This window comes from Pseudomonas antarctica, assembly GCF_900624995.1.
Lineage (GTDB): Bacteria > Pseudomonadota > Gammaproteobacteria > Pseudomonadales > Pseudomonadaceae > Aquipseudomonas > Aquipseudomonas antarctica.
In genome coordinates this window covers 116,193-142,732 of sequence record NZ_UYXQ01000002.1, presented here as the reverse complement: position 1 = coordinate 142,732, position 26,540 = coordinate 116,193, and the positions used below count along the sequence as shown (strand labels likewise).

The 26,540-nt window shown below is 60.5% G+C and carries 20 protein-coding genes and 2 pseudogenes; 7 read left to right on the top strand and 15 right to left on the bottom strand.

Going from position 1 to position 26,540, the window contains the following annotated elements:
• Nucleotides 1-13: 13 nt before the first annotated feature.
• Genes E0F99_RS02350 through E0F99_RS02325 form a run of 6 tightly spaced genes read right to left on the bottom strand, consistent with a single transcriptional unit; the run spans nucleotide 14 to nucleotide 4,241 of the window.
• Nucleotides 14-1,684 carry an acyl-CoA synthetase family protein gene (locus tag E0F99_RS02350; RefSeq protein WP_083355632.1) on the bottom strand — a complete coding sequence of 557 codons (1,671 nt, stop codon included), beginning with the start codon at nucleotides 1,682-1,684 and terminating at the stop codon, nucleotides 14-16.
• On the bottom strand, nucleotides 1,681-2,226 hold the full coding sequence (locus tag E0F99_RS02345; RefSeq protein WP_083355631.1) for a COG4648 family protein: 546 nt from the start codon (nucleotides 2,224-2,226) through the stop codon (nucleotides 1,681-1,683). Before E0F99_RS02345 ends, E0F99_RS02350 begins: the two co-directional genes overlap by 4 nt.
• Nucleotides 2,223-2,477 carry an acyl carrier protein gene (locus tag E0F99_RS02340; protein ID WP_003187949.1) on the bottom strand — a complete coding sequence of 85 codons (255 nt, stop codon included), beginning with the start codon at nucleotides 2,475-2,477 and terminating at the stop codon, nucleotides 2,223-2,225. Before E0F99_RS02340 ends, E0F99_RS02345 begins: the two co-directional genes overlap by 4 nt.
• Nucleotides 2,478-2,486: 9 nt before the next feature.
• A complete protein-coding gene (locus tag E0F99_RS02335; RefSeq protein ID WP_083355630.1) occupies nucleotides 2,487-2,756 on the bottom strand; it encodes a phosphopantetheine-binding protein in 270 nt (89 codons plus the stop codon).
• Complete coding sequence (locus tag E0F99_RS02330; RefSeq protein ID WP_083355629.1) at nucleotides 2,734-3,546, bottom strand: lysophospholipid acyltransferase family protein; 813 nt, start codon at nucleotides 3,544-3,546, stop codon at nucleotides 2,734-2,736. Before E0F99_RS02330 ends, E0F99_RS02335 begins: the two co-directional genes overlap by 23 nt.
• Nucleotides 3,522-4,241 carry a beta-ketoacyl synthase chain length factor gene (locus E0F99_RS02325; RefSeq protein ID WP_083355628.1) on the bottom strand — a complete coding sequence of 240 codons (720 nt, stop codon included), beginning with the start codon at nucleotides 4,239-4,241 and terminating at the stop codon, nucleotides 3,522-3,524. Before E0F99_RS02325 ends, E0F99_RS02330 begins: the two co-directional genes overlap by 25 nt.
• A gap of 348 nt (nucleotides 4,242-4,589) precedes the next feature.
• On the opposite strand from E0F99_RS02325, the gene E0F99_RS02320 reads away from it, so the two are divergent.
• Entirely contained in the window at nucleotides 4,590-5,360 is a 771-nt protein-coding gene (locus tag E0F99_RS02320) for a ParA family protein (protein WP_083355627.1), read from the top strand.
• A gap of 137 nt (nucleotides 5,361-5,497) precedes the next feature.
• Here E0F99_RS02320 and trxC read toward each other — a convergent pair whose 3' ends face one another.
• A complete protein-coding gene (trxC, locus tag E0F99_RS02315) occupies nucleotides 5,498-5,932 on the bottom strand; it encodes a thioredoxin TrxC (RefSeq protein ID WP_083355626.1) in 435 nt (144 codons plus the stop codon).
• Nucleotides 5,933-6,167: 235 nt separating this feature from the next.
• Here trxC and E0F99_RS02310 point away from each other — a divergent pair, with 235 nt between their 5' ends.
• Both E0F99_RS02310 and E0F99_RS02305 read left to right on the top strand, forming a co-directional pair.
• The gene (locus E0F99_RS02310; protein ID WP_083355625.1) at nucleotides 6,168-6,464 is read left to right on the top strand and encodes a type II toxin-antitoxin system HigB family toxin; all 297 of its coding nucleotides are present in this window, start codon (nucleotides 6,168-6,170) and stop codon (nucleotides 6,462-6,464) included.
• Nucleotides 6,461-6,862 carry a helix-turn-helix domain-containing protein gene (locus E0F99_RS02305; protein ID WP_083355624.1) on the top strand — a complete coding sequence of 134 codons (402 nt, stop codon included), beginning with the start codon at nucleotides 6,461-6,463 and terminating at the stop codon, nucleotides 6,860-6,862. Before E0F99_RS02310 ends, E0F99_RS02305 begins: the two co-directional genes overlap by 4 nt.
• 5 nt (nucleotides 6,863-6,867) lie before the next feature.
• On the opposite strand, the gene selO is transcribed toward E0F99_RS02305, so the two are convergent.
• The 5 genes and pseudogenes from selO to E0F99_RS31010 all read right to left on the bottom strand — a co-directional run.
• On the bottom strand, nucleotides 6,868-8,331 hold the full coding sequence (gene selO, locus E0F99_RS02300; protein ID WP_083355623.1) for a protein adenylyltransferase SelO: 1,464 nt from the start codon (nucleotides 8,329-8,331) through the stop codon (nucleotides 6,868-6,870).
• A gap of 48 nt (nucleotides 8,332-8,379) precedes the next feature.
• Complete coding sequence (gene mscK, locus E0F99_RS02295) at nucleotides 8,380-11,718, bottom strand: mechanosensitive channel MscK (protein ID WP_083355622.1); 3,339 nt, start codon at nucleotides 11,716-11,718, stop codon at nucleotides 8,380-8,382.
• Between the two features lie 56 nt (nucleotides 11,719-11,774).
• A complete protein-coding gene (locus E0F99_RS02290; protein ID WP_130908691.1) occupies nucleotides 11,775-13,517 on the bottom strand; it encodes a potassium/proton antiporter in 1,743 nt (580 codons plus the stop codon).
• Nucleotides 13,518-13,746: 229 nt separating this feature from the next.
• Nucleotides 13,747-14,610 (bottom strand): methyl-accepting chemotaxis protein, encoded by an 864-nt coding sequence (locus E0F99_RS31015; RefSeq protein ID WP_371923633.1) that lies wholly within the window; start codon nucleotides 14,608-14,610, stop codon nucleotides 13,747-13,749.
• Nucleotides 14,602-15,357: pseudogene (locus tag E0F99_RS31010) on the bottom strand (MCP four helix bundle domain-containing protein); the annotation flags it as partial. The gene E0F99_RS31015 and the pseudogene E0F99_RS31010, both read right to left, overlap by 9 nt.
• Nucleotides 15,358-15,650: 293 nt before the next feature.
• On the opposite strand from E0F99_RS31010, the gene E0F99_RS02280 reads away from it, so the two are divergent.
• Both E0F99_RS02280 and E0F99_RS02275 read left to right on the top strand, forming a co-directional pair.
• On the top strand, nucleotides 15,651-15,881 hold the full coding sequence (locus E0F99_RS02280; RefSeq protein WP_012721849.1) for a hypothetical protein: 231 nt from the start codon (nucleotides 15,651-15,653) through the stop codon (nucleotides 15,879-15,881).
• A complete protein-coding gene (locus tag E0F99_RS02275) occupies nucleotides 15,878-16,171 on the top strand; it encodes a cell division protein ZapA (protein WP_083355619.1) in 294 nt (97 codons plus the stop codon). The genes E0F99_RS02280 and E0F99_RS02275 overlap by 4 nt, the downstream gene beginning before the upstream one ends.
• On the opposite strand, the gene E0F99_RS02270 is transcribed toward E0F99_RS02275, so the two are convergent.
• Both E0F99_RS02270 and putA read right to left on the bottom strand, forming a co-directional pair.
• On the bottom strand, nucleotides 16,168-17,970 hold the full coding sequence (locus E0F99_RS02270) for an acyl-CoA dehydrogenase (RefSeq protein WP_083355618.1): 1,803 nt from the start codon (nucleotides 17,968-17,970) through the stop codon (nucleotides 16,168-16,170). The two genes, E0F99_RS02275 and E0F99_RS02270, sit on opposite strands and share 4 nt — an antisense overlap.
• Nucleotides 17,971-18,184: 214 nt before the next feature.
• Nucleotides 18,185-22,138: a trifunctional transcriptional regulator/proline dehydrogenase/L-glutamate gamma-semialdehyde dehydrogenase gene (gene putA / locus E0F99_RS02265; protein WP_083355617.1), complete on the bottom strand. Its 3,954-nt coding sequence runs from the start codon at nucleotides 22,136-22,138 to the stop codon at nucleotides 18,185-18,187.
• A gap of 460 nt (nucleotides 22,139-22,598) precedes the next feature.
• On the opposite strand from putA, the gene putP reads away from it, so the two are divergent.
• Nucleotides 22,599-24,083, top strand: a complete 1,485-nt coding sequence (putP, locus tag E0F99_RS02260; protein WP_083355616.1) for a sodium/proline symporter PutP — start codon at nucleotides 22,599-22,601, stop codon at nucleotides 24,081-24,083.
• An 82-nt stretch (nucleotides 24,084-24,165) separates the two neighbouring features.
• Here putP and E0F99_RS02255 read toward each other — a convergent pair.
• Nucleotides 24,166-24,375, bottom strand: a pseudogene (locus tag E0F99_RS02255) (DUF2165 family protein); the annotation flags it as partial.
• 139 nt (nucleotides 24,376-24,514) lie between these two features.
• Here E0F99_RS02255 and E0F99_RS02250 point away from each other — a divergent pair.
• On the top strand, nucleotides 24,515-26,533 hold the full coding sequence (locus E0F99_RS02250) for a type VI secretion system Vgr family protein (RefSeq protein ID WP_083355615.1): 2,019 nt from the start codon (nucleotides 24,515-24,517) through the stop codon (nucleotides 26,531-26,533).
• Nucleotides 26,534-26,540 lie beyond the last annotated feature (7 nt).

The following is a 26,540-nucleotide window of genomic DNA, read 5'->3' as shown; positions in this document are numbered from 1 at the left end:
CTGCCACAAAAGCTTATGCATGCGCGTTTACCAGTTGGATCCGGCCACTGGAGCAGGCCGCGACGCCGTTGCGGTAGGCGAAGTACAGCTTGCCGCGCTCCTGGTCGAAGCGCAGGTGCAGTTCAACCTGATCGCCGGGACGCACCAGTTGCTGGAACTTGAGCACTTCCATACCCGCAAAGGTTGCGGGCAGGTCGAGCAATTGCTGGCCGAGGTTGAACGCCCATTCCACCTGCACTACACCCGGCAATACCGGCGTGACGGGGAAGTGGCCGCTGAAATACGCCAGGTCAGGCGGGATGCTCAGTTGCACGGTCCATTCGCCGTTGGCTTCGACGTGCTCCAGCACGTCGGGCGCCTTTGGTCGTGGTGCCAGCAGTAGCGCCGCCACATCAGCCTGGGGCAGTTTGCCTTGGGCGTTCAGTGGCAACTGGCGCAGCAACCGCCAGCGACGTGGCAGGGCCAGTGCTTCGCAGTGTTGGCTCAGGTGTTGGCGCAGGGTTTGGGTGACGGTACGCCGGCCTTGATTGCGCAGGGCATGCAGGCCATCGGCGCTCAGCACCACCAGCGCGCCGAGCGAGGCGCGGTTTTCCTGCACCACGCCCAGGCGGGTTTCCGCGACCCAGGTGTGGGCCATCAGCGCCTGCTCCAACATGGGCAGGGAGATGCGTTTTTCTTCCAGCTTGACGATGCGGTCCAGGCGGCCCAGCAGCTCAAAGCGGCCATCGCAATGAATGCGGGCGGCATCGGCGGTCTGTTCGATATGCCCCTCGGGCAGGTAAGGCGAAGCAATGCGCAGGGCGCCGTCGGCATCCTGGCTCAGCGCTACGTCAGCGAACGGCTGCCACGGCTGCGCGCCCTGGCGCCAGGCGATGCCGCCGGTTTCCGAGCTGCCGAGAATTTCCGTCGGCCATTGCTGCAAACGGTCATAAAGGCTGCCGGCGGCCTCGATGGGCAATGCGCCGCCCGAGGAGAACACCCGTGACACCTGGCTCAGCGCCGGCCAGTCGAGGTTGTCGCCCATGCGTTTGAGCAGCGCGGGGCTGGCGACCCAGGCGAATTGTGGGTGTTCGCGGCTGGCGCGCTGAAGGTCTTCGGGGAAAGCCAGTTGTTTGCGCACAAAAGCGCGACCGGCGCACAACGGCCACAACACCCGGAACAGCAAACCGTAGATGTGCTGGGTGGCAACGCTGCCGATGATGCACGCGTCTTTCAGGTCCGCGCCCCACAGGGCTTCCAGCGCCTGAACTTCGTTAGCCAGTTGGCGCAGGGTTTTGTCGATACGCTTGGGCTCGCCACTGGAGCCCGAAGTGCACAGGCTCAGTTGGCAGGTATCCAGGTCGAGTGCGGCGGCGCTCAACGGCGCCTGATACAACGCGTCGAGATCGGCGGCCTCAACCAGCCAGGCATCCACGGCGTCGTCCCAGCGCTGGCGCGTCTGGGGTTGCAGGTCGGCAGGCAGCAACACGCTGACCCCGGCCCGCCAGGCGCCCAGCAAGGCAATCGCGAGCAGGCCCGCGTCTTCCAGGTGCACCGCCAAACGCTGGATGCCGCGCGCCTGCAGGCCCGCCGCCAGGCTCAGGGATTGCGCCCACAGTTGGGCATGGTTCATTTCAGGCTCGGTGGTGACCGAACGCTGTTGCAGCGGCTCAAGCAGCAGGTGCTCAAGTTTCAACCCTTTCATACGCGGCCTCGAACCCTTTGTCGTACCAGCCATTCCACGGCAAACAACAACCCCATCAGCCCGTAGGCGATCAGGCCGTTGTACAACGTCCACCAGCTCAGCGGCGCCCATAGGGTGAGGGCGGCCGCGAGCAGGCCATTACACAGAAAAAATACACTCCACACTACGGTGACCTGGCGCGTATACACAATCGCGCTGGGCGGCAGTTGCGGGTCGCTCATGCGTGCCAGGCGCTCGACCATTGGCGGGCCGTATTTCAGGCTCAAGCCGAACAGCGCCAGCATGAACGCGCTGACCAGGCTCGGGTACCAGCGCAGTAACTGCGGGTTGTCGAACCAGGCCAGCAGCAAACAAAACACAATCACCGCTACGGCCATCCAGCGGCTACCGGGTCGCCGTGCGCCCGTCAGCGCGCGCAACAGCCACAAGCTGCCCAGCAGGAGGCCGAATTGCCATGGCGCAAAATGCTCGGTGCCGTAATACACCGCAAAAGGGTACAGCAGCCCTGCCAGCAACAGACCAAGGCCGATCACGCGGCTCATGCGGCAGGCTGGACCAGACGGTACACGGCCTCAACCACATCGTTTACGGTGCGCACTGCCTTGAACTCTTCGGCGGCGATCTTCTTGCCGGTCTGGCGCTTGATATGGTCGATCAGGTCCACGGCGTCGATGCTGTCGATCTCCAGGTCCTGGTACAGGTTGGCGTCGAGGGTGACGCGTTCCGGTGGCAGTTCAAACAGTTCCACCAAGGCATCGCGCAGGGTGTTGAAAATATCGTCACGAGTTTGCATGGTCCGGTCTCAAGCTACCTGTCTGGCCGTGACGAACGCCGCAAGGCTGGCCACGTTGGTGAAGTGATTGCGTGTGTCCTTGGCGTCGGCATCGATCTTGATACCGTACTTTTTCTGGATCGCCAGGCCCAATTCCAGGGCGTCGACCGAATCCAGGCCCAGGCCTTCGCCGAACAGGGTCTGCTCGCTGCCGATGTCGTCGACGCTGATGTCTTCCAGGCCCAGGGCCTCGATGATCAGCGCCTTTATGTCGTGCTCAAGGCGGTGTTGGTCGCTCATCTTCGGCGAGCTCCTTAATAAAATAGTGGTGCAGGTAATCGTTGAGCTTGCGTGAAGCCTGGGGCGCGGGCCCGAGTGCAGCAAAGGCGTGTGGTTCTATATCGGCACCCACGCGCAAACTGAAATGAAATCGACATTTAGGTATGCGGTACCAGGGTTCTGCCTTGGTCAAGGTGGTGGGGCTGACCTTGATCACCACTGGGGTGATGATTGTCGCACCGCGCAACGCAATGGCGGCGCCACCGCGATGAAAGGCGGGTGCCGCGCCCGGTGTGGTGCGCGTGCCCTCGGGAAAGATGATCAGCGTTTGCCCCTCACGCAGGGCCTGGGCGGCGGCGTCGAGCATGTCGGCGCTGCCGTCATTGCTGATATAGCCCGCGTCACGCACCGGCCCACGGGTGAACGGGTTTTGAAACAGGCTTTGCTTGACCACGCAATTGGTTTGGCGCATCAGGCCGATCAGGAACACCACGTCGATCAGCGACGGGTGGTTGGCGATGATCATCTGGCCCGGTCGGCCAAGTTTTTCCGCGCCTTCGACGCTGTAGGTCAGCACACCGGCGCGTTGCATCAGGCGAATGAAGAACCAAAACAGTTTGCTGATGGTGTGGCGAGCGCGGCGCTGGTGTTTTTCAGCACTGCCCGGCAGGCAACTGAGCAACGGGAATACCAGCAAGCGCAGGCACAGCCCGCCCACGCCAAACATGAAGAAGCTGGCGGCGGTGGCGAACAGGCGCCAGTAATAGGCGTCCCGTGGCTTGTCGGTCAGGGCTTGCGTTGCCAGTTCCATACACGGTTCTTCCAGGCATGTTGGCAGGCGACCTGTTCAGTGAGCAGGGTGCGCAGCAGGTTCAGGGCATGGGGCCACTGGGTTTGAGTGAGTTGGACAGCGCCGCTGTTTAGTTCCAATTGCCACTCGTCGCCCGGTGTCAGCAGCAGGCCGAGGGCGTAAGGGAAGGGCACGTCATGGATCCAGTTGGCGTAGGCTTCGGGCGGCTGTTCTTCGGTGATCACCAGCAATACCGCCGGGGCGCCTTCGTTGAGCAATGCGGCGGCTTCGAGCATGCCGTGCTCCAGGCCATCGCCGGCGGCGGCGAGCGCGGTCATTTCGCTGGTTTCATTGCGCAGGATCGACCACAGGCCGATCACCGCGTTATGCACCGACAAGCTGAACTGGGTCGGCGACAGCGGCTGGTCATTGGCCAAGTCGCTGAGGATGTCGAGGGTGCGCGGGGTTTCGCCGTGCCGGGATATAAACACGAGTGGCAGGTCTTCAAGGCCTTCGGCCAGCGGCCAACCCACGCTGAACGCCATGCGCGCCAGACGGCTTAGGCGTCGACGCTGCATGGCCGGCAGGAAGGATACGTCAGGCGAAACATTGCTGGCAGGCAGCGCCACTGGAGCCAGGCACCAGGCGTGCCAGTCGTGCGCACTCTCCAGGCCAGGGGCCCAGGCGCGCCATTGGGCGATGTTGAAAGTGATCACTGAGAAGTTATCCCGCCCCTGCGGGCTTCCATGTGCGGCCGTTGGCCCCGAATACCGGGACAGGGAGCAATAGCCGAATGGCGCGCATTATCCCGGTGCTGCGGGGTTCTAGCAAACATTGGTAAAAAAATGTTCACGGCTGATTACAATTTGGTTGGAAAGATTTACAGATTGTCCTTTACCTGAGGCCTAGCTAGGTTGTGGGACTATTCTTTTTCGTGTGTCGGCGAGGTATGGCAGTCGAAGCGAGCAGGACGCTTGATGCAGCAGTGCATGGATGAACGAGGTAGCTAACAGGCGCTTTTGCCCTCTACACTCGGACATTCATTGATACACGGAGGTTTTTCCATGCGGAGTGTGGTGTTCAATCAGAAAGGCGGCGTTGGCAAGTCCAGCATTGCCTGCAACCTGGCGGCGGTCAGCGTCAGTGAAGGCTATAGAACCCTGTTGGTGGACCTCGATGCACAGGCCAACTCAACTCAGTACCTCACCGGGCTGACCGGCGACGATATTCCGATGGGCATTGCCGAGTTCTTCAAGCAAACCCTGTCTTCCGGGCCGTTTTCCAAGAAGAACCGCGTGGATATCTACGAAACGCCGTTCGACAACCTGCACGTCATCACCGCGACCGCCGAGCTTGCAGACCTGCAGCCCAAGCTTGAAGCCAAGCACAAGATCAACAAGCTGCGAAAGCTGCTGGATGAATTGAGCGAGGATTACGACCGAATTTATCTGGATACGCCGCCGGCATTGAATTTCTATGCGGTATCGGCGTTGATTGCCGCTGATCGCGTGTTGATCCCGTTCGACTGCGACAGCTTCTCGCGCCAGGCGCTGTATGGCCTGCTGGCGGAAATCGAAGAATTGAAGGAAGACCACAACGAAGGCCTGGAAGTGGAAGGCATCGTGGTTAACCAGTTCCAGGCCCGTGCGAGCCTGCCGCAACAGATGCTCGATGAGTTGATTGCTGAAGGGTTGCCGGTACTGCCGGTGTACCTGGCCAGCTCCGTGCGCATGCGCGAGTCGCACCAAGAGAACAAGCCGCTGATCCACCTGGACCCACGGCATAAGCTGACGCAGCAGTTTGTGGAGCTGCATAACTTGCTGGAGAACGCGTGACCCTTGCCGGTAGCGCAATAACACTGTGGAGCTGGCTTGCCTGCGATGCAGGCAACTCGGTCTGCCAGTAACACAGAGGTGATGCCATCGCAGGCTTGCCTGCTCCCACATTTGACCGAGTTGATATTGGGGTTGGGTTACACGCCCTGGCTACGCAACCAACTCATCAACTGCGGCAACGGAAACGCCCCACTCTGGCGCGCCACTTCGCGGCCGTTCTTGAACAGAATCAAACTGGGAATCGAGCGAATCCCCAACTGCGCCGACAGTTGCTGATTGGCCTCGCTGTCCAGCTTGGCCAGCCGGCACTTACCTTCAAGCTGCCCCGCCGCCTGCTCAAACACCGGCGCAAACGACTTGCACGGCCCGCACCACTCGGCCCATACATCCACCAGCAACGGCAGGTCGCCCTTGATCTGGCTGGCGTAGTCGCCCTGCTTCAGCTCAAAGGGCTTGTTCAGCAACACCGGCTGCTTGCAACGCCCGCATTTAGGCGCATCAGCCAGACGTTCGCTGGGAATGCGGTTGAGGCCGTTGCAATGAGGGCAGGGGATTACAAGTGGTTCGGACATGGTGGGCTCCTGGGGTATGGCCAATGGACTGTATTTGGAGTCAGGCTCAGGCTTTATCAAGGCGTGGAGCAAGTGACTCATTCGCTCACAGTTTGCCCATGCTGATGTGAGATAGCGTATCTAGGCTGTTGGAGCTTGTTCTGTTTTGCGCCATCTGTCTGTTTGCGGCTATAGCAAATTGCGATAGTCCGAAATCGGGTTTAACCTTCATAGCAAGATGCGATAAGGATGTTGCATGCGAGTGATCAGCGAGAAAAGGATCTGGGAAGCAAAGGAAAAGTGGCCACGCTCAGCAACCGCCTTGGACCAGTGGTATCGGGTAATGAAGCGCAATGACCCCAAAGACTTCGCGGCGATGAAAACCATGTTTCCTGCCACGGATAAAGTTGGGCCGTTTCACGTATTCGATATTGGTGGCAACAAGCTGAGATTGATTGCTGGCGTGGAGTATCGGGCACAGCGCGTTTACATCAAGCACCTGCTTGATCACCGCGATTATGAGAAAGACAAATGGAAGGAAAAAATCAGATGAGCGCGCTTATGCGAGTCGCGGCCGAACACTGGCAATTTGTTTCGCCAGTGATGCGCAAACCAGAAAACGAGGCGGACTACGACGCGCTGGTATGTGGCTTGGACGAATTACTGAACCTGGTCGGCGAGAACGAAGACAGTCCGCTAATGAGCCTCGTGGACATCCTCAGTGACTGGATCGAAGCCTACGATCATGAGCATCGCCCAATGCCCGTCGCCAGTGGCGTCGACGTGCTGCGCTACATGATGCGCGAGCACGGTTTAAACCAGAGTGATCTGCCAGGTGTAGGTACACAGTCGGTTGTTTCAGAAATCCTGAGCGGAAAGCGCCAGCTCAACGTGCGGCAAATACGTTGGCTGGCGGAACGTTTCAGGGTGTCAGTGGAAACGTTTATCTAAAGGTTTTATGAAGAACAACTAATCTCCAAATGCTTGCCCCAATCCGGTGGCCGCTGGGCGTACTGCTCCATCCCAAGCTGCTCTTCAAACGGCTTGCTCAGCACTTCATGCAGCCGCCGTACTTCGCTGTAATCACCTGACTCGGCGGCGGCGATGGCGTTTTGTGCCAGGTAGTTGCGCAGGATGTACAGCGGGTTTACCGCGTGCATGCGCTCGCGGCGCTGTGCTTCGCTGCACTCCCCGTCCCGTTCAACGCGGGCCTTGTACTGCTCAGCCCAGGCATCAAACCCGGCTAGGTCGACAAAGTCATCGCGCAACCGCGTCACGGCCAGCGCCGCCGACTCATCGCCCAAGCGGCGGAAGAACAGCGTGTAGTCCACGCCGCTGTTCTGCATCAGCTTGAGCAACTGCTCCACCAACTTTTGGTCATCGTCTTCGGCGGTGGTCAGCCCCAGCCGGCGGCGCATCAGGTCGAGGTAATGCGCCTGATACAGCGGCAGGTAGAGCCCGAGTGCTTCCTTCAAGGCGTCTACGCTGATAAACGGGGTGAGCGCCTGGGCTAGCGCGCTCAGGTTCCACTGGCCAATCGGCACTTGATTGCTGAAGGAGTAGCGCCCTTCGTGATCGGAATGGTTGCAGATGAAGTGCGCGTCAAAGTCATCGAGAAACGCAAACGGCCCGAAGTCGAAGGTGATGCCCAGGATGGACATGTTGTCGGTGTTCATCACGCCGTGGCAGAAGCCATAGGCCTGCCATTTGGCGATCATTTCGGCATTGCGCTCGACGATTTCGCGGAACATTGCCAAGTAGGGTTCGGGCTGCTCCATGCACTCGGGGTAGTGCAACGAAAGCACGTGTTCGGCTAGCTCTTTGTGCTGTTCTGGCTTCTTGGTGTAGTAGAAATACTCGAAATGCCCGAAGCGCACATGGCTGTGCGCCAGGCGCAAGACCATGGCGCCACGCTCCTGTTTCTCACGCCAAACCGGCGTGTCGGAGCCGATCACGCACAAGGCGCGGCTGCTGGGGATGCCCAGGGCGTGCAGAGCTTCGCAAGCGAGAAACTCACGGATCGAAGAGCGCAACACCGCGCGGCCATCGCCCATGCGCGAGTAAGGCGTCAGCCCGGCGCCCTTAAGGTGCAGGTCCCAATGTTCGCCGGCCTCGTTGTACACCTCGCCCAGCAACAACCCACGGCCATCGCCCAGTTGCGGGGAGTAGCCGCCGAATTGATGGCCGGAATAGACCATTGCACGCGGCTGCGCATGCGCCCACAGCTTGTGCCCGCCAAATAACTCAGCGAACACCGGCGTTTCGGCTGCCGCTGGGTCGAGATCGAGCAGGGCCATGGCGGCATTACTCACCACCACCAGGCGCGGCTCGTCGAGTGGCTCAGGCAATACGTGGGTTGAGAACGCGTCGCCCAGGCGTGCGAAGCGGTTGTCGAAGGTCAGTTCGTCGAGGGCTTTCACCGGCCATCTCCAGCAGAATGTCCGAGCATTCTGCTGGGGATAGGCGCGTTAGTCGAGTTTGCTCGGTGGCGGTTCCTGCACGCCGCCATCGTTGGCGGGTTTGGTCGGCGGGTCGACTTCCACCAGCTTGTATTCCTGGCCGTGGAGGTTCTTGAGGTAGACCTCCATCTGGCGGAACGAGATGTTGATGTGGTGGGTCTTGAACTCGCGGTTGATAAAGCGGTTCACCTCGTCGATCACCGGGTTACGGTCACCGAGGTCGCGCACGTGCATGCGCAGTTCGTGGTCGAGGGTGCTTTCGCCAAAGTTGAGGAAATACACGTGAGGTTCCGGCTCTTTCAGCACGCGCGGGTTCTCTCGCGCAGCCTTGAGTAACAGTTCCCTCACCAGGTCCAGGTCGGAGCCGTAGTCCACGCCCAGTTTCAGGGTGACGCGGGTGATGGTGTCGGTCAGCGACCAGTTGATCAACTGGCCGGTGATGAAGGTCTTGTTCGGGACAATGATGTCCTTGCGGTCGAAGTCGGTGATGGTGGTGGCGCGGATGCGGATCTTGCTCACCGTGCCCGACAAGTTGCCGATGGTGATGGTGTCGCCGATACGCACCGGGCGCTCGAACAGGATCATGATGCCGGAGATAAAGTTGGCGAAGATCTCCTGCAATCCGAAGCCCAACCCCACCGTCAAGCCTGCCGCCAGCCATTGCAATTTGTCCCAGCTCACGCCGAGCGTGGACAAGGCGGACACGAAGCCGATGCCGGCAATCATGTACGACAGCAAGGTGGTGGTTGCATACGCGCTGCCTTGGGCCAAATCCAGCTTGGACAACACCAGTACTTCGAGCAAGCCGGGCAAGTTGCGCGCCAGGGCAACGGTTATGCCGACGATGATCGACGCTCCCAGCAAGTCGCCGATACTGATCGGCACCATGCTGATATTGGCGCCGGTGCCGCTGGAGTATTCGTAAAGGGTGATGTTGTCCAGGTAGGAGAACACGGTGATCAGGTCTTTCCACACCCAATACAGCGCCGCGATGAAACCGCCGAGCAAGGCCAGGCGGATCAGGCGCATGGACTGTTCGTTGACCTGTTCGATGTCCAGGGTCGGCTCTTCGATCACCGCTTCGCCATCACCGGCTTCCTTGGCCGCCTGGCGTTTGGCCAGGGCACGTGCGTAGGCCAGGCGGCGTGCGGCAACCCCAAGGCCGCGCACGAAGGTGGCTTCGATCACCAGCCAGAACATCAGTAGGTACAGGGTGTTGATCAAACGGTCGCTGAGTTTGAGCGCGGTGTAGTAGTAGCCAAAGCACACGGCGATAAACAGGGCGACGGGCAGGGCGGTAAACACCAGGCCCATGGCTTTACGAAACAGAGAGGCTTTTTCGTGGGTCGGGCTGTGCAGCAGCAAACGGCCCAGCAGCCAGGCCATCAGCGCGTAGCAGGTCAGCACCACGGCGATGCCCAACACGTCGTCGGCCAGTGCCGCCGGTTGGTGCTCGGCGATTGCCACCACGGCCACCAGGGCCAGCACTACCAGCCCGAGCTTGCGCACCCAGCCTTGGAGGAATTGGACCTGGGTTTTTTCCCAACGAAAGTGCAGTTCCGCCACGCCGCCCTGCGCGAGGATGCGGTAAGCGGTGTAGAACACCAGCCAGGCTTGGGCGATTTGCAGCAGGGCCGAGCCCAGGTTAGCGTTTTGCCCACGGGCGTCGATTTGCAACGCGTAGCCGCACAGCGCCAGGCCCAGGGATACCGGCATCGCCAGCAAGATATTGATCAGGATCGCCTGCGGCGTGTGCCATTGGCTGTCGCGCTTGAAGTGGCCGATGTCCAGATGGACCTTGTTCAGCCGTTGGTACAGCGCTCTGCGCCGCCACAACAGGGCGCCGATCAACAGCAGCAATGGCAGGAACAGCAGCGGGCGCTGGGTCAGGCCGTCATACAGTTCGCTGACGCTGGAGGCCCATGGCAGGGTGGTGACTTGCTTGCTCAGGTGCGCCGGTACGGTTTCCAGCCACTCGGTGTCCAACGGCTTGTTGCTGGGGATCCAGAACATTTGCTCGTCGAGTGTCGCGCGCAGGGTGGTGGTGGTGCTGAGCAGTTGTTTTTGGTTCAGTTGCAGGGTGATGGATTCGTTCAGTAGCGCGCTCAGTTCACGGCTCAGGCGCTCCAACAGGTCGCTACGGGTGATCGCCAGTTCCAGCAGGGTGCGGCGTAGTTGCGGGGTGACGTCATCCGGTGGCTGATTGGCCAGCAAGTTATCCACATAGGCGCTGGGGGTGTTGATTTTCTCGCGTTCCTGGTTGATCTCGAACTGGTACAGGCGAATGTTGGCGATATCGTCCGCCAGATCGCGATCGACCCTGAGGCTTGGCAGTGCTTGTTTCTGCTTATAGAGAATCTTGGAGAGCAGCAGGCTGCCCTTGAGCACGTTGATCTGCTCGTCCAGCGCCGAGTCGCTTTGGGTCACGGTGTCCAGTTGCTGCTTGGTCTGCAGGTTTTTCTGGGTCAGGTCGTTGAGGCGGTCGGTGCTCCTGAGCAGGTAGTCGGACAGCTTCAGGTTGGCCGCGCTTTCGGTGGCCAACAGGCTGCTGCCACCGGCTTTTTGCGCTTCGATGGATTGTTGCGTAACGGTCTGCTGGGACTGCGCCAGGCGCTTTTGGTTGATCAAGGTTTGCAGGTCCTGGATCTCCTGCTCCAGGCGGTTGGTTTTCTCTGTCGTCAGGTCGCGCTGGCTATTGCCCAGGTCTTGCAGTTGGCTGTTGCCTGCCAGTTCCTGACGGCGCAATGGAATCAAGGCATTGAGGGCGGCCAGCTCGGCGTTCAGCAGGTTGCGCTGGTCGCCAGTCAGGGGCTTACCGTTATCTTTGCCCGCTTTAAGGATGGCGTTGATCTGCTGGATGCGGCTTTGGCTGTTGCTGATTTCGGTCTGGGCGCGCTCGGGACGGGTCTGGGCGGCAATGGACATGCTATTGGCGTCAGCCATGTCTTTTTGCAGGTCGCCTTGCTGCGTCGTGCGCTGCACCAGTAATTGCTCGAGCTGCGGCACTGGCAAGGAGGAGTAGCGTTGTATCACCGGGACGATTTTGGTGGCCTTGAGCCGGACCAGCTCGCGCTGGTTGTCGGTTGTCTGGCGCGGGGCGTATTCCAACTGGCGCTTGAGGTCGGCCAGACGCTGCTCGTAATCTTGCTTGTTGCCCAGGTAGGTCAGGGTCTGTTGCAAGATGGTTTGCAGCGCCTTCATGTCGGCGTCGGGCAGCTTGCGGTCGGGCAGCTTGTCCAGAGTTTGCTGGATGGCGTCGGCGCTGGGCGGATCGGCGGCGTAAACGCTGCCGACACAAAGGGTCAGGCCCAGCAGGGCAGTGGCTAAAAAGGTGCGCAGAGTCGTCATGGATACCGGTCGAGCAAGGTGAAGAAGGTGGGGGCGTGGCGCCATAGCCCCGCAGTTTAGAGGAAGAGTCCAGGGCCTGGACGACTTCCTTCGGGGAATTTGACGCCGACTTTTCCGATTCTGTTCCCGTCCATGACCGCGACGGTCCACAGCGTGTTGTTCCATTCCACTTGGTCACCTACAACCGGTGCACCGCCGACCTTCTGGGTGATGAAGCGGCTCAATGGCATATCCGGGTCGATACCGTCGAGCTTGAGCCCGTACAGGGCCGACACCGCGCCCAGCTGGGCGTCGCCTTCAAGGACAAAGTCGCCGAAGAAGCGCAGGTCAAGGCCGCGTTGCGGGGCCTGGCTGAACCGTTTGCCCAGGGCCGGAAGGTTGTGTTCGTGGCCGATCACGCAGAGCAAATCATCGACTTCCAGCACCGTACTGCCCGACGGATGGAGCAGTTGCTGACCACGGAACAGCGCGGCGATCCGCGTGCCTTCGGGCATTTTCAGCTCGCGCAGGGCTGCGCCAATGCACCATTTCTCCACACCCAGGCGGTAAACGAACAGCTCCCATTCGCTGGTGACGTGCACTTCCAAGGCCGCGCGGGAAATCGGCGCAGGGTCTGGCGGTACGGTCACTTTCAGCAGCTTGGCCACCCACGGTAGGCTCGTGCCCTGCACCAGCAGCGAGACCAGTACGATAAAGAACGCCAGGTTAAAGTACAGCTGAGCGTGAGGCAGGCCGGCCATCAACGGGAACACCGCGAGGATGATCGGTACTGCGCCGCGCAGGCCGACCCAGGCGATAAAGGCTTTTTCGCGACCGTGGAACGCCTTGAACGGCAGCAGGCCGACCATCACCGACAACGGCCGCGCAAACAGGATCATCCACAGCGCCAAGCCCAGGGCCGGGAGGGCGATTGGCAGCAAGTCATGCGGCGTGACCAGCAGGCCCAGCACCAAGAACATACCGATCTGTGCCAGCCAGGCCATGCCGTCGAGCATGTGCAAAATGCCATGACGGCTGCGCACCGGGCGGTTGCCGATCACCAAACCGCACAGGTACGCGGCGAGGAACCCGCTGCCGTGCAGGGCATTGGTCAGGGCGAACACCAGCAGGCCGCCAGCGATGACGAGGATCGGGTACAGGCCGGTGGCCAGGTTGATGCGGTTGACCATCTGCAGCATCAGCCAGCCGCCGCCCAGGCCGACGATTCCACCGATGCCGAATTCGCGGATCAGGTGGGTCAGCAGGCTCCAGTGCAGGCCGGTCTGGCCGCTGGCGAGCATGTCGATCAGGGTGACGGTGAGAAACACCGCCATCGGGTCGTTGCTGCCGGATTCGATTTCCAGGCTTGCGGTGACCCGTTCGTTCAGGCCTTTGCCGCCGAGCAGCGAGAACACCGCAGCGGCGTCGGTCGAGCCAACGATGGCGCCGATCAGCAAGCCCTGAATGATGTTGAGGTCGAACAGCCAGGCGGCGGCCATGCCGGTGAGGCCGGTGGTGATCAGCACGCCCACCGTGGCCAGCGACAACGCCGGCCACAGCGCCACACGGAAACTCGCCACCCGTGTGCGCAAACCGCCGTCGAGCAGGATCACGGCCAGGGCGAGGTTGCCCACCAAGTAGGCGGTCGGGTAGTTATCGAAGATGATGCCGCCGCCATCAACGCCGGCGAGCATGCCCACGGCCAGGATAATCACCAGAATCGGGATGCCCAGTCGCGACGAAAGAGAACTCACCAGAATGCTCGCACCCACCAGCAACGCGCCGATCAAGAACAGGCTGTTGATGGTCGTCGCATTCAAAGGCAGTACTCCAGAGCTGGGAAGACGGGGCGCAAACTGACCATGCAGTCTGCGTGCCAGCGATTCTAACCTGTTGAATTGCTGCGCTGTCAAAAAGCTTTTGTGGGAATACGCTGCTCAATGTGGGGGCTGGCTTGCCTGCGATTGCGGTGTATCAGTCAATGGGAATATTGACTGTTAGATTGCTATCGCAGGCAAGCCAGCTCCCACAAGGGATTACCGGCATCAGTTAAAGCCTGAACCGCCCCACCATCCCATTCAAATCCACCGCCAGGCGCGACAGCTCACTGCTCGCCGCACTGGTCTGGCTGGCGCCGGTCGCCGACTGCACCGACAAGTCACGAATATTCACCAGGTTACGGTCCACTTCCCGCGCGACCTGCGCCTGCTCTTCCGCCGCGCTGGCGATGACCAGGTTGCGCTCGTTGATCTCCACAATCGCAGTGTTGATGGTATCCAGTGACATCCCGGCGCCTTTGGCGATGTTCAGCGTCGATTCCGCGCGCTCGGTGCTGTTACGCATCGAATCCACTGCATGCTCAGTGCCGGTCTGAATGCTGCCGATCATCCGCTCGATCTCGCTGGTCGACTGCTGGGTACGATGGGCCAGTGCCCGTACTTCATCGGCCACCACGGCAAACCCACGCCCGGCTTCACCGGCGCGCGCCGCTTCAATCGCGGCGTTCAGCGCCAACAGGTTGGTCTGGTCGGCCAAGCCACGAATCACGTCCAACACCTTGCCGATGTCGCGCGATTCATTCGCCAGGTCGCCAATCAGCGTGGCAGTGGCTTGCACGTCGCCGCTCATGCGCTCGATGGCGCTGACGGTTTCCTGCACCAAGTCACGGCCATCGCCGGCAGAGGTGGTGGCGGCGCGCGAGGCTTCGGAGGTGCTCACGGCATTGCGCGCAACTTCTTCGACGGCGCTGGTCATCTCGTTGACGGCGGTGGCGGCTTGTTCGATTTCATTGTTCTGCTGAGTCAGGCCACGGGCGCTCTCGTCGGTGACGGCGTTCAGCTCTTCGGCGGCGGACGCCAATTGGGTGGCGGAGCCGGCGATGCGTTGCAGGGTGTCGCGTAGCTTGTCCTGCATCTTGGCCATGGCGGCCAACAGGCGGCCGGCCTCGTCGTTGCCGTCGACCTTGATCGGGCGCGTCAGGTTGCCTTCGGCGACTTCTTCGGCGGCTTCCAGAGCTTGGGCGATTGGCAAGGTGATGCTGCGGGTCAATAGCCAGGCGAACAGCAGGGTCAACGCCGTGGCAATGATCAGCAGGCCCACCACCATGTTAAACGCCATATCGTATTGGTCTTTGGCTTGCTGGTTGGTGGCGTTGGCCATCGTGTTGTTGAGGTCCAGCAGGCGCGTCAGCACCGCGTTGACCTGCTCGGAGTTGCTCAGCAATTCGGTGTTGAGCAAGGTGCGCAGGTCGTCGATCTGGTTGGCGCGAGACAGGCTCTTCATACGCTCTTCGATCTGGTGGTACTGGCCGAGCAAGCGCACGTATTCGTCGTAGGCGGCGCGTTCTTCGCTGCTCTCGATGAGTTTTTCGTAGACGCCCTGCGCGGTGCGGATCTGCTGGTTGCGCAGTTCAAAGGCTTCCAGGGTCTTTTGCTGCACGTCCGGCTCGCGGTTGGTCAGCAGGCGGTACGACAACACCCGCAGGCGCAGGGTCAGTTGAGTAAATTCGTCGAGGGCGCGAATGCTCGGCACGCTGGACAGGGTGATGTCTTCGGTGGCAGCACGGATCTTGCTCATTTGGTTCAGGGCGAACACACCGAGAAACAACATGAGCGCGCCAATAAACGCAAAGCCAAGAAAGGCGCGCGGCGCGATATTCATATTACGAAGAGACATGCTGGAATCCTGGTGGGGAAGCGCGATCCGTGCGGCCATGAGACGGGGTGTGTATCTGCTATCGGCCATGCGACTAAAGTCTTAAGGAGGCGCGCGCTTTTGTCGCATCTGACGAGGGGTTGGGTGAATTCAGGAACCAGATGGGGTAAATGCAGTCACTAAGGCTCGAAAGTGCGGCCCGGCCCTTAAAAATCGGGCTGCAGGCCTGGGATAACCCTGGCATCCGAGGTGAATTTTCTTTATCGTCACCGCCCTTTTAAAAAGCCCGAGAAATCAAAATGTTAGAAGCATCCCTTAGCCAATTGGAACAACTGGTCAGCGACTTGGTACAGCAAAATCAGGACCTGCTGGGCAGCAACGAATCCCTCAAGGCAGAACTGGCCCGCGCCAAGGATGAAAACGACAGCCTGCAATTGAACCTGATGGAACAGGAAGAAAAGCACGGCGCCACCGCCGCGCGCATCCAGGCACTGGTTGAGCGTGTGAGCGCAGGTCCTGTCAGCGCATGAATGAAGGGATAAAGGTCGTTTCGATTCTCGGAGAGGATTACTCGATCAAGGCGCCGGACGGGGAAGATCAAACCCTGATGCACGCTGTGACCATGCTCAAGGCCTCCCTGGCCACCACCAAGAAAAAGTACCCGACGCTGATCGGTGACAAATTATTGGTACTGGCTGCGCTGAACCTGTGCGCCGAGCAGATCGAAATGCAAAAGCACCACCAGCAGGAACTCGACCGTTACCAAGAGCAAGTCAGCGCCACGGTCGACGTGATTTCCAAGGCGATCGGAACGCCTTAGAACCACTCATCCTGCATCCCCAGGCACGTGTCATCGCGTGCCTCCAGAATCGCCAGTTCATGATGGCAGCTCGGCACTTCCCAGGTCAGGAAGTACCGAGCAGCCTGGAGCTTGCCTTTGTAGAAGGCAGCGTCCGCGGCATTGCCCTTGGCCAAGCCCTCCTCGGCGCGAATCGCCTGTTCCAGCCAGCGCCAGCCAATCACCGTATGCCCGAATACTTTCAAGTACAGCGCCGAATTCGCCAGGCTGCTGTTGACCTTGCCTTGGGCAAGATCGGTCAACAGGCCAAGGGTGACGCTTTGCAGGCGACTCACTAATTGCTCCAGTGGTTCGCGCAGAGCCGTCAGTGACGGATACTGCTGCGCCCGCGCGCCGGTTTCGGCGACTAGGCGGATCAGTTGCTTAAGGCCTGCGCCGCCGTTCTGCGCGAGCTTGCGCCCGAGCAAGTCCAGGGACTGAATGCCGTGGGTGCCTTCGTGGATCGGGTTCAGGCGGTTGTCGCGGTAGTACTGCTCCACCGGGTATTCGCGGGTGTAGCCGTGGCCGCCGAGAATCTGGATCGCCAGCTCGTTGGCCTTGAGGCAGAACTCCGACGGCCAGGATTTGACGATCGGTGTGAGCAAGTCGAGCAGTTCGTGGGCTTGCTTGCGCTCGGCGTCGGTTTCCAAGGTGGTGGTGTCATCGAACAGCCGTGCGGCGTACAGGCCAAGGTCGAAGGCGCCTTCCACGTAGGCTTTCTGCGTCAGCAGCATGCGCTTGATGTCGGCGTGCTGGATGATCGAGACCGGTGCGGTGCTCGGGTCTTTGCTGTCGGGCAGGCGGCCTTGCGGGCGTTCGCGGGCGTATTCCAGTGAGTAGAGGTAGCCGGCATAACCGAGCATGACTGCGCCCATGCCGACGCCGATGCGTGCCTCGTTCATCATCTGGAACATGCAGCTCAGGCCCTGGTGCGGTTTGCCCACCAGATAGCCGACACAGTTGCCGTTATCGCCGAAGTTAAGCGCCGTGGACGTGGTGCCGCGCCAGCCCATCTTATGAAACAGACCGGCCAGCAGCACGTCGTTGCGCGCGCCCAGGCTGCCATCGTCATTGACCAGGAACTTGGGCACGATAAACAGCGAGATGCCCTTCACCCCGGCAGGCGCATCCGGCAGCTTGGCCAGCACCATGTGCACGATGTTTTCCGACAGCGGATGGTCGCCACCGGAGATGAAGATTTTGTTGCCCTTGAGGCGATAGGTGCCGTCAGCCGCCGGTTCTGCTCGTGTACGAATATCCGACAACGACGAGCCGGCATGTGGCTCGGTCAGGGCCATGGTGCCGAAGAAGCGGCCCTCGATCATCGGCTGCAGGAAGCGCTGCTTTTGCGCCTCGGTGCCGAAGCTTTCGATCAAGTTGGCGGCGCCCATGGTCAGGAATGGGTAGGAGGTTGAGGCCGCGTTAGCCGACTGGAAGTGCGCAAAGCAAGCCTGGGACAGCAAGGTTGGCAACTGCATGCCGCCCGCTTCGAAGCTGCGCGCGGCGTTCAGGAAGCCTGCTTCGAGGAACGCGTCCACGGCGGGTTTCACTTCCGGGATCAGGATCGCCTTGCCGTCTTCATAGCGCGGTTCGTTTTCGTCGTTCTTGCGGTTGTGCGGCGCGAAGTACTTCTCGGCAATGTTGCGGGCCGTGCTGATGGCGGCATCGAAGGTCTCGCGGTTGTGCTCGGCAAACCGCTCGCGCTCGGTCAGGCCCTCGGCATCGAGGACTTCGTACAGCTCGAAAGACAGATTGCGGGAACTGAGCAGCGTCTCGGACATGGCGGCTTACCTTCTAAGGGAATGGCCTGAGTCTAAGTGCGCGAATAGAGGCTGGATAGCAAGATTGATTTGCGTGATGGAGGGGCAGAACAGCGGCGGGGGATTTGAAATGCGGTCAAATGTGGGAGCGGGCTTGCTCGCGAAAGCGGTGGATCAGTCAATGCATCTGGCGACTGACACTCCGCTTTCGCGAGCAAGCCCGCTCCCACATTAGTTAGCCAATGGTCATCAGGCTGGCGTTACCCCCCGCCGCAGCGGTGTTAACACTCAAAGCACGCTCGATCACCAGACGCTCCAGCGCAATCGCCGTTTCACCCTGCGACAAACCGTGCACCCCGACAATCGCACCACCACGCTGCGCCACTTGCTGGCACACCGCACGCAGTTGGTCGGAGTCGCCGTGGTGCAAGACGGCGTCGAACACCACCTCATCCTTGGTCCAGTCGGCCACGCGCTTGATCTTCACCTGAATGTCCTTCGGCAGGCGTGGGAACAGCACCTTCGTCAGGTCAGTTTCCGGCCATACCGCCGAACCACCGACGGCCAATACCGCAGCCATTTGCGTCAGCAGGTCGCCTTCTACTTCCGCCAGGCACAACACGTGCTCGCGGGGCAGGATGGCGTAGCTGTTGCGCTCGCCGGTCGGGCCGGCCAGTTGGCGAGTGATACCGCTTTGCGATTGCGCGGCGAACTGGTTGCACAGGGCGCTGAGGTCGCTGAACTTGTTGCTGTCGGCCCAGGTTTTCAGGGCGGTCAGCGGTTGGCTCATGGCATCGCGCAGGCGCACGTCCGGTGCGGCCAACTTGTCGCCACGTACGAAGGATTGCTCGATCGCATCGGTAGGACGAGTCGACAGCAGACGGTACAGGTACAGCGGCCCACCGGCTTTCGGGCCAGTGCCCGACAGGCCTTCGCCGCCGAATGGCTGCACGCCGACCACGGCGCCGACGATGTTGCGGTTCACATAGACGTTACCGGCATGCACGTTGTCGATCACCTTGGCGATGGTCTCATCGATGCGGGTGTGCACGCCCAGGGTCAGGCCGTAGCCAGAAGCATTGATCTGCGAAATAAGCTGGTCGATCTCTTTGCGCTTGTAGCGCACCACGTGCAGCACCGGGCCGAAGATCTCGCGTTGCAGTTCGTCGAAGCTTTCCAGCTCGATCAGGGTTGGCATCACGAAGGTGCCGCGCTTGATCTCTTCGCCGTCGGCAATTGCCACTTGGTACACATTGCGGCCTTTGTCGCGCATGGCTTGGATGTGTTTCTCGATGCCGGCCTTGGCTTCGGCGTCGATTACCGGGCCGATGTCCACCGACAGGCGCTCCGGGTTGCCCAGACGGCATTCAGCCATGGCACCCTTGAGCATTTCGATCACACGGTCTGCCGAATCTTCCTGCAGGCACAGGACGCGCAGGGCCGAGCAGCGTTGGCCGGCGCTGTCAAAGGCAGACGATACAACGTCGATCACCACTTGTTCGGTCAGCGCCGAAGAGTCGACGATCATCGCGTTTTGGCCGCCGGTCTCGGCGATCAGCGGAATCGGACGGCCCTGAGCATCCAGGCGACCGGCGACATTGCGTTGCAAGAGGCGCGCGACTTCGGTGGAGCCGGTGAACATCACGCCTTTGACGCGATCATCACCCACCAGACGGGCGCCAACGCTTTCACCCTGACCCGGCAGCAGTTGCAGCACGCCTTCCGGAATACCGGCTTCGAGCAAAATACGCACGGCTTGTGCGGCCACCAGCGGAGTTTGTTCGGCAGGCTTGGCGAGTACCGGGTTACCGGCGGCCAGTGCAGCAGCGACTTGGCCGCTGAAAATCGCCAGCGGGAAGTTCCACGGGCTGATACACACCACTGGGCCCAGTGGGCGGTGGGCGTCGTTGGTGAAATCGTTACGGGCCTGTACTGCGTAGTAGCGCAGGAAGTCCACAGCTTCACGCACTTCGGCGATGGCGTTGGCGAAAGTTTTGCCGGCTTCGCGAGCGAGCAGGCCCATCAGCGGCTGGATCTCGCCTTCCATCAAGTCGGCAGCGCGTTCCAGGATCGCGGCGCGCTCGGCGGGCGGGGTGGCCTGCCAGATCGGGCCAGCGTTGATGGCGCACTGGATAGCATTGTCGACGTCTTCGACGGTGGCTTCCTGTACGTGGCCGACCACGTCACGCAGGTCGGACGGGTTCAGCACCGGTGCAGCCGCTTCATTGCTGGACGCGCAGCCCAGCATTGGCGCAGCTTTCCAGTCGTTATGGGCGGTGGCCAGCAAGGCGCAGGACAGCGACGCCAAGCGGTGTTCGTTCGCCAGGTCGATACCGGCCGAGTTGGCGCGGTCGCTGCCATACAGGTCACGCGGCAGCGGAATACGCGGGTGCGGCAAGCCGAAGCCGCCTTCCTGCGTCGCCATCTGCTCGATGTTGGCCACTGGGTCGGCCACCAGCTCCTGAATCGAGATGGTGTGGTCGGCAATGCGGTTGACGAACGAGGTGTTGGCGCCGTTTTCCAGCAGGCGCCGCACCAGATAAGCTAGCAGTGTTTCGTGGGTGCCGACCGGTGCGTACACGCGGCATGGACGGTTCAGCTTGCCATCGGAAACTTTGCCTACAACTTGCTCGTACAGCGGTTCACCCATGCCGTGCAGGCACTGGAACTCATACTGGCCGGGGTAATAGTTCTGGCCGGCGATATGGTAAATGGCCGACAGGGTGTGGGCGTTGTGCGTGGCGAACTGCGGGTAGATGACTTCCGGCACCGACAGCAGCTTGCGTGCACAGGCGATGTAGGAAACGTCGGTGTACACCTTGCGGGTGTAGACCGGGTAGCCTTCCAGGCCTTCGACCTGGGCGCGCTTGATTTCGCTGTCCCAGTACGCGCCTTTTACCAGGCGGATCATCAGGCGATGGCGGCTGCGGCGTGCCAGGTCGATGACGTAGTCGATCACATACGGGCAACGCTTCTGGTAAGCCTGGATCACGAAACCGATGCCGTTCCAGCCGGTCAGTTGCGGCTCGAAGCACAGGCGTTCGAGCAGGTCGAGCGACAGCTCCAGGCGGTCGGCTTCTTCGGCGTCGATGTTCAGGCCGATGTCGTAGTGCTTGGCCAGCAAAGTCAGGGACAGCAGGCGTGGGTACAACTCGTCCATCACGCGCTCGTATTGGGCGCGGCTGTAACGCGGGTGCAGTGCCGAGAGCTTGATGGAAATGCCCGGGCCTTCATAAATCCCACGGCCATGGGAGGCTTTGCCGATGGAATGAATGGCTTGCTCGTACGAGGCCAAGTACTTCTGGGCATCGTGTTCGGTCAGTGCGGCTTCACCGAGCATGTCGTAGGAATAGCGGAAGCCCTTGGCTTCGAACTTGCTCGCATTGGCCAGGGCTTCGGCGATGGTCTCGCCGGTGACGAACTGCTCGCCCATCAGGCGCATGGCCATGTCGACGCCCTTGCGGATCATCGGCTCACCGCTCTTGCCGATGATGCGACTCAGGGACGAGGTCAAGCCCGCTTCGTTGTGGGTGGCGACCAGTTTGCCGGTCAGCAGCAAGCCCCAGGTGGCGGCGTTGACGAACAGCGAAGGGCTGTTGCCCAGGTGCGGCTGCCAGTTGCCGGTGCTGATTTTGTCGCGGATCAGTGCATCGCGGGTGCCCTTATCCGGGATACGCAGCAATGCTTCGGCCAGGCACATCAGTGCCACGCCTTCCTGAGACGACAGGGAAAATTCTTGCAGCAGGCCCTGAACAATACCGGCACGGCCGCCGGCGCTCTTCTGATTGCGCAACTTCTCGGCAATCGAAGCGGCCAGCTTATTGGTGGCGTCGGCCATTGGCTGCGGCAGGCGCGCCTGCTCGATCAGCATCGGCACCACTTCCGGTTCCGGGCGGCGATAGGCGGCGGTGATCGAGGCGCGCAGTACCGATTGCGGCAGGATGCTCTCGGCGAACTCCAGGAAGCACTGGTGTGCGTGGTCCGGCTGGACTTCGCCTGCGTCTTCAGCGTCCTTGCTGCCCGAGCCATTGAGCTCGGTCAGGGTTGCACCACCCTCGAGTTTCTCCAGGTAATTAAAAATCGCCTGCTTGATCAGCCAGTGCGGCGTGCGATCAATGGAGGTCGCGGCCGCCTTGAGGCGTTCGCGGGTTGGGTCGTCGAGTTTGACCCCAAGGGTGGTCGTAGCCATCTTTTTATCCTCATGGGTGCCACTACTGCGTGGCATCTGCTGGTGGCAAGATTAGCTTTGCGCATCCAGAGGTGCAACCGGGTGCAACCCAAATTGTTCAGGAAATTTTCGATCGTGATCGGGAAAAAATTCGGCCCTCGACCAAATCCGCTTCAGCGTGGTGCATTTGCTTCTGACATTGGCTGTTCTTGCTCCGAAAAGGAGCAAAAAACCACTGTTTTGGTCAAAACACACCCGGGTACAACTTATTCTCCAGAAACTGGTTGCACCTTATTTACTTTGTTGAATAGCATTCGTGCCCAAGGTGCAACCACCTGAAGGGTTTGGTTCATCGGCTGGCGGCTTTCCTGGGGAAACGTCAGTCATAAATGCGCGGCACGCCGTTTCGTCTACCCGTTATCCACGGGTGGCCGTCTGACAGACCGTCGCTACATAAAAACAATGCCAGGGCGTCACTCTTATGAGCGTTAGCAATCCCACCCTGATCACGTTTGTGATCTACATCGCAGCAATGGTGCTGATCGGCTTAATGGCCTATCGCTCCACCAACAACCTCTCCGATTACATCCTCGGCGGTCGCAGCCTCGGTAGCGTGGTCACCGCCTTGTCGGCCGGTGCTTCGGACATGAGCGGCTGGTTGCTGATGGGCCTGCCGGGCGCCATCTACATGTCCGGCCTGTCGGAAAGCTGGATCGCCATCGGCCTGATCGTCGGCGCCTACCTGAACTGGTTGTTCGTGGCCGGCCGCCTGCGGGTGCAGACCGAGCACAACGGCGACGCCCTGACGCTGCCGGATTACTTCTCCAGCCGCTTCGAAGATAAAAGCGGCCTGCTGCGGATTATCTCTGCGGTGGTGATTCTGGTGTTCTTCACCATTTATTGCGCTTCCGGCATCGTGGCTGGCGCCCGTCTGTTTGAAAGTACTTTCGGCATGTCCTACGAGACCGCGCTGTGGGCCGGTGCTGCTGCGACGATTGCCTACACCTTTGTTGGTGGTTTCCTGGCAGTCAGCTGGACAGATACCGTACAAGCCACGTTGATGATCTTCGCGCTCATCCTGACGCCGATCATCGTGCTGCTGGCCACCGGTGGCATTGACACCACCTTCCTGGCGATTGAAGCCAAGAACCCCGACAACTTCAACATGCTGAAAAACACCAGCTTCATCGGCATCATCTCGCTGATGGGCTGGGGCCTGGGCTACTTCGGCCAGCCGCACATCCTCGCGCGTTTCATGGCGGCGGACTCGGTGAAATCGATTGCCAAGGCACGTCGTATCTCCATGACCTGGATGATCCTGTGCCTGGGTGGCACCGTGGCTGTGGGCTTCTTCGGCATCGCGTACTTTTCGGCGCACCCGGAAGTGGCCGGCCCGGTCAATGAGAACCACGAGCGTGTGTTCATCGAACTGGCCAAGCTGCTGTTCAACCCGTGGATTGCCGGCGTGTTGCTGTCCGCGATCCTGGCGGCGGTGATGAGCACCCTGAGCTGCCAGCTGCTGGTGTGCTCCAGCGCGCTGACCGAAGACTTCTACAAAACCTTCCTGCGCAAAAACGCCTCCCAGGTTGAACTGGTGTGGGTCGGCCGTGCGATGGTGTTTCTGGTGGCCCTGATCGCTATTGCCATGGCGGCCAACCCGAACAACCGCGTGCTGGGCCTGGTGAGCTACGCCTGGGCCGGTTTCGGCGCCGCGTTTGGTCCTGTGGTGCTGATTTCGGTGATCTGGAAACACATGACTCGCAACGGCGCACTGGCCGGCATCCTGGTCGGTGCAGTCACTGTGATCGTGTGGAAGCATTTCGAGTTGCTGGGCCTGTACGAAATCATCCCAGGCTTCATCTTTGCCAGCCTGGCGATCTACTTCGTCAGCAAGATGGGGGCACCGACTGCCAGCATGGTCGAGCGCTTTGATGCTGCGGAAAAAGACTACAACCTCAACAAGTAATTCGTCGGGTGTTGAGCACCCGTTGAGTTGAGAAAAAAGGCCCGCGTCCTAAGGATGGCGGGTCTTTTTTATGGCCGGTTCGGTCGGTATCCGGCTGATTGAGAAAAATCAGTACACCCAGAATCGCCATGTAGAACTTGAACGCCGCTTCCTGGCCATTCCACCGATGGGATTGCCACATCAGAAACCATTCCCCGCCCACCACCATAAAGCCAAAAAACCACACCAAAAAGCCGAGGGCGAGGCCGGTGGTTGCGCGTGCTTTGGCGCGGTTAAAGTCGACACTGCTAGCGTGCCATGGCTTTCGACGCGGGGAACATGAAGAGTTTGGCACTCTTGGTGTAGGAACTTACTGATTCAGCCGTGTAGTGCTCAGGAAGGTAAAAAGCTGGTGCAGAATCGCTCGCTCACCCCTCGCAGAGAAACACCGGATGTTCGCTCCTGCCAACGAAAGTGCTTTTAACCTGACCCTTGATGGGCAACCCAGCGATCTCAAGGTTCACGGGTTCACAGGTGATGAGTTCATTAGCCTGCCTTTTCGCTTTGACCTTGAACTGGTCAGCGAACAGGCCGACTTGGACCTCGAAAGCCTGATGCACCGGCAGGCTTTCCTGGCGTTTGACGCGAATGGCCATGGTATTCACGGCCTGGTCTATCAAGTGGCCCAGGGCGATGCGGGCAAGCGTCTTACCCGTTACCAGATCAGCCTGGTGCCGCAGCTGGCTTATCTGCACCACAGTACGCACCAGCGGATTTTCCAGAAAAAGACCGTGCCCCAGATCATTGCGCGGGTGCTGGAAGCCCAGGCGATCCACGCCGACACTTTCACGTTTCAACTCAGTGGCAAGTACCCCGAGCGTGAATATTGTGTTCAGTTCGGCGAAAACGATCTGGAGTTTATTCAGCGCTTATGTGACGAGTCGGGCATTCATTACCACTTCCAGCACAGCCCCGAGCGCCACCTGTTGGTGTTTGGCGATGATCAAAGCGTGTTTGCCCAGCACGATCAAACCACCCCGTACTCGCCTGGCACCGGGATGGTGGCCGATACGCCTGCGATCAAGCGCTTCAGCCTGCGGTTGGAGACCCGTACCACGGGTGTGAACCTGCGCGACTACGATTTCAAGAAACCGAGCCTGGCATTGCAAAGCGCAGTCTCCGGTGGGCAGCGCCCCACCCTGAGCGAGCAGCGCTACCCCGGGCACTTCACGGATCGTGAGCATGGCAAGTACCTGGCGCAGCGCCGGTTGGAGCGGCATCGCAGCGATTATCGCCAGGCCAGCGGTTCCAGCAACCAACCGGCCTTAGTCACTGGGCAGTTCCTGAAGATGGCCGGGCACCCACGTCAGCAATGGAATGATTTGTGGTTGGTCACCCATGTGCACCATGTGGGGCATCAGCCTCAAGTGCTGGAGGAGTCTGCCCCAGAAAGATATGAAGACATGTTAACTCAGGGCTACGACAACGATTTTTTTGCAACGCCTTGGGAGGTGCCATTTCGATCGCCCCAACTACTCTCGCGGCCGCAGATATCCGGCTACCAGAACGCGGTGGTCACAGGCCCCGCCGACAGTGAGATCCACTGCGACGAATACGGCCGGGTCAAGGTACAGCTGGCCTGGGACCGCGACGGCGAGCATAACGACCATTCCAGCTGCTGGCTGCGAGTCGCCAGTGCCTGGGCTCATGACCGTTATGGTGCGGTACTGATTCCCAGAGTCGGCATGGAAGTCCTGGTGGGCTTCGCCAACGGTGACGTGGACATGCCGCTGGTGATGGGCTGCCTGCCCAACGCGGCCAACCCCGTGCCCCTCGACCTGCCGGCGGACAAGACCCGCAGCATCTTGCGCAGCCACAGTAGCCCCGGTGGTGGCGGCTACAACGAGCTGCGCATTGAAGACCGCAAGGGCGCCGAGGAAATCTACCTGCGCGCTCAGCGGGATTGGACCCAGCACGTCCTGCATGACCAGCAGGTGCAAGTGGATAACCAGCGCCGGGTGACGGTGGGCGGCGAGTCGCACCATGAGCTGCAAGGCGAAGAACAGCGCATCACCCATGGCAACCGCCTCACCGACCTCAAGCAGGATGACCATCTGATGGTCGGTGGTTCGCAGCATATGCGCGCGGGGCGAACCATTCAGATCGGAGCAGGGCAAAGCATCGTCATTGACGCCGGTGCCAGCGTGACGATCCAGGCGGGCGGGCAGTCGATCACGCTTTCGGCGGGCGGCATATTCAGCAGCGTGCCGATTCAGCTGGGCGGCGCGCCGGCTGCCGCCGCTGTGCCCTTAATGCCGGGCATCAAGGAAAAGCTGCTGGCGGTTATTCCCGCCCCGCTCAGCCGCGTGCAAGTGGCCAGCCTGAAACGCAGTGCACCGTTTTGCGAAGAGTGTGAGCGCTGCAAGAACGGTCAGTGTGATATTGCCGAACATCTCCAGGCTCGACCTTAAAAGGAGT

What these genes read in the sequence shown, in the direction of transcription:
- mscK (WP_083355622.1), bottom strand. Translation starts at nt 11,718, where the DNA reads ATGACGACTCTGCGCACCTTTTTAGCCACTGCCCTGCTGGGCCTGACC.
- E0F99_RS02330 (WP_083355629.1), bottom strand. Translation starts at nt 3,546, where the DNA reads ATGGAACTGGCAACGCAAGCCCTGACCGACAAGCCACGGGACGCCTAT.
- putA (WP_083355617.1), bottom strand. Translation starts at nt 22,138, where the DNA reads ATGGCTACGACCACCCTTGGGGTCAAACTCGACGACCCAACCCGCGAA.
- E0F99_RS02345 (WP_083355631.1), bottom strand. Translation starts at nt 2,226, where the DNA reads ATGAGCCGCGTGATCGGCCTTGGTCTGTTGCTGGCAGGGCTGCTGTAC.
- E0F99_RS02335 (WP_083355630.1), bottom strand. Translation starts at nt 2,756, where the DNA reads ATGAGCGACCAACACCGCCTTGAGCACGACATAAAGGCGCTGATCATC.
- E0F99_RS02320 (WP_083355627.1), top strand. Translation starts at nt 4,590, where the DNA reads ATGCGGAGTGTGGTGTTCAATCAGAAAGGCGGCGTTGGCAAGTCCAGC.
- trxC (WP_083355626.1), bottom strand. Translation starts at nt 5,932, where the DNA reads ATGTCCGAACCACTTGTAATCCCCTGCCCTCATTGCAACGGCCTCAAC.
- E0F99_RS02310 (WP_083355625.1), top strand. Translation starts at nt 6,168, where the DNA reads ATGCGAGTGATCAGCGAGAAAAGGATCTGGGAAGCAAAGGAAAAGTGG.
- E0F99_RS02350 (WP_083355632.1), bottom strand. Translation starts at nt 1,684, where the DNA reads ATGAAAGGGTTGAAACTTGAGCACCTGCTGCTTGAGCCGCTGCAACAG.
- putP (WP_083355616.1), top strand. Translation starts at nt 22,599, where the DNA reads ATGAGCGTTAGCAATCCCACCCTGATCACGTTTGTGATCTACATCGCA.
- E0F99_RS02270 (WP_083355618.1), bottom strand. Translation starts at nt 17,970, where the DNA reads ATGTCCGAGACGCTGCTCAGTTCCCGCAATCTGTCTTTCGAGCTGTAC.
- E0F99_RS02250 (WP_083355615.1), top strand. Translation starts at nt 24,515, where the DNA reads ATGTTCGCTCCTGCCAACGAAAGTGCTTTTAACCTGACCCTTGATGGG.
- E0F99_RS02305 (WP_083355624.1), top strand. Translation starts at nt 6,461, where the DNA reads ATGAGCGCGCTTATGCGAGTCGCGGCCGAACACTGGCAATTTGTTTCG.
- E0F99_RS31015 (WP_371923633.1), bottom strand. Translation starts at nt 14,610, where the DNA reads ATGCAGGACAAGCTACGCGACACCCTGCAACGCATCGCCGGCTCCGCC.
- E0F99_RS02280 (WP_012721849.1), top strand. Translation starts at nt 15,651, where the DNA reads ATGTTAGAAGCATCCCTTAGCCAATTGGAACAACTGGTCAGCGACTTG.
- E0F99_RS02340 (WP_003187949.1), bottom strand. Translation starts at nt 2,477, where the DNA reads ATGCAAACTCGTGACGATATTTTCAACACCCTGCGCGATGCCTTGGTG.
- E0F99_RS02275 (WP_083355619.1), top strand. Translation starts at nt 15,878, where the DNA reads ATGAATGAAGGGATAAAGGTCGTTTCGATTCTCGGAGAGGATTACTCG.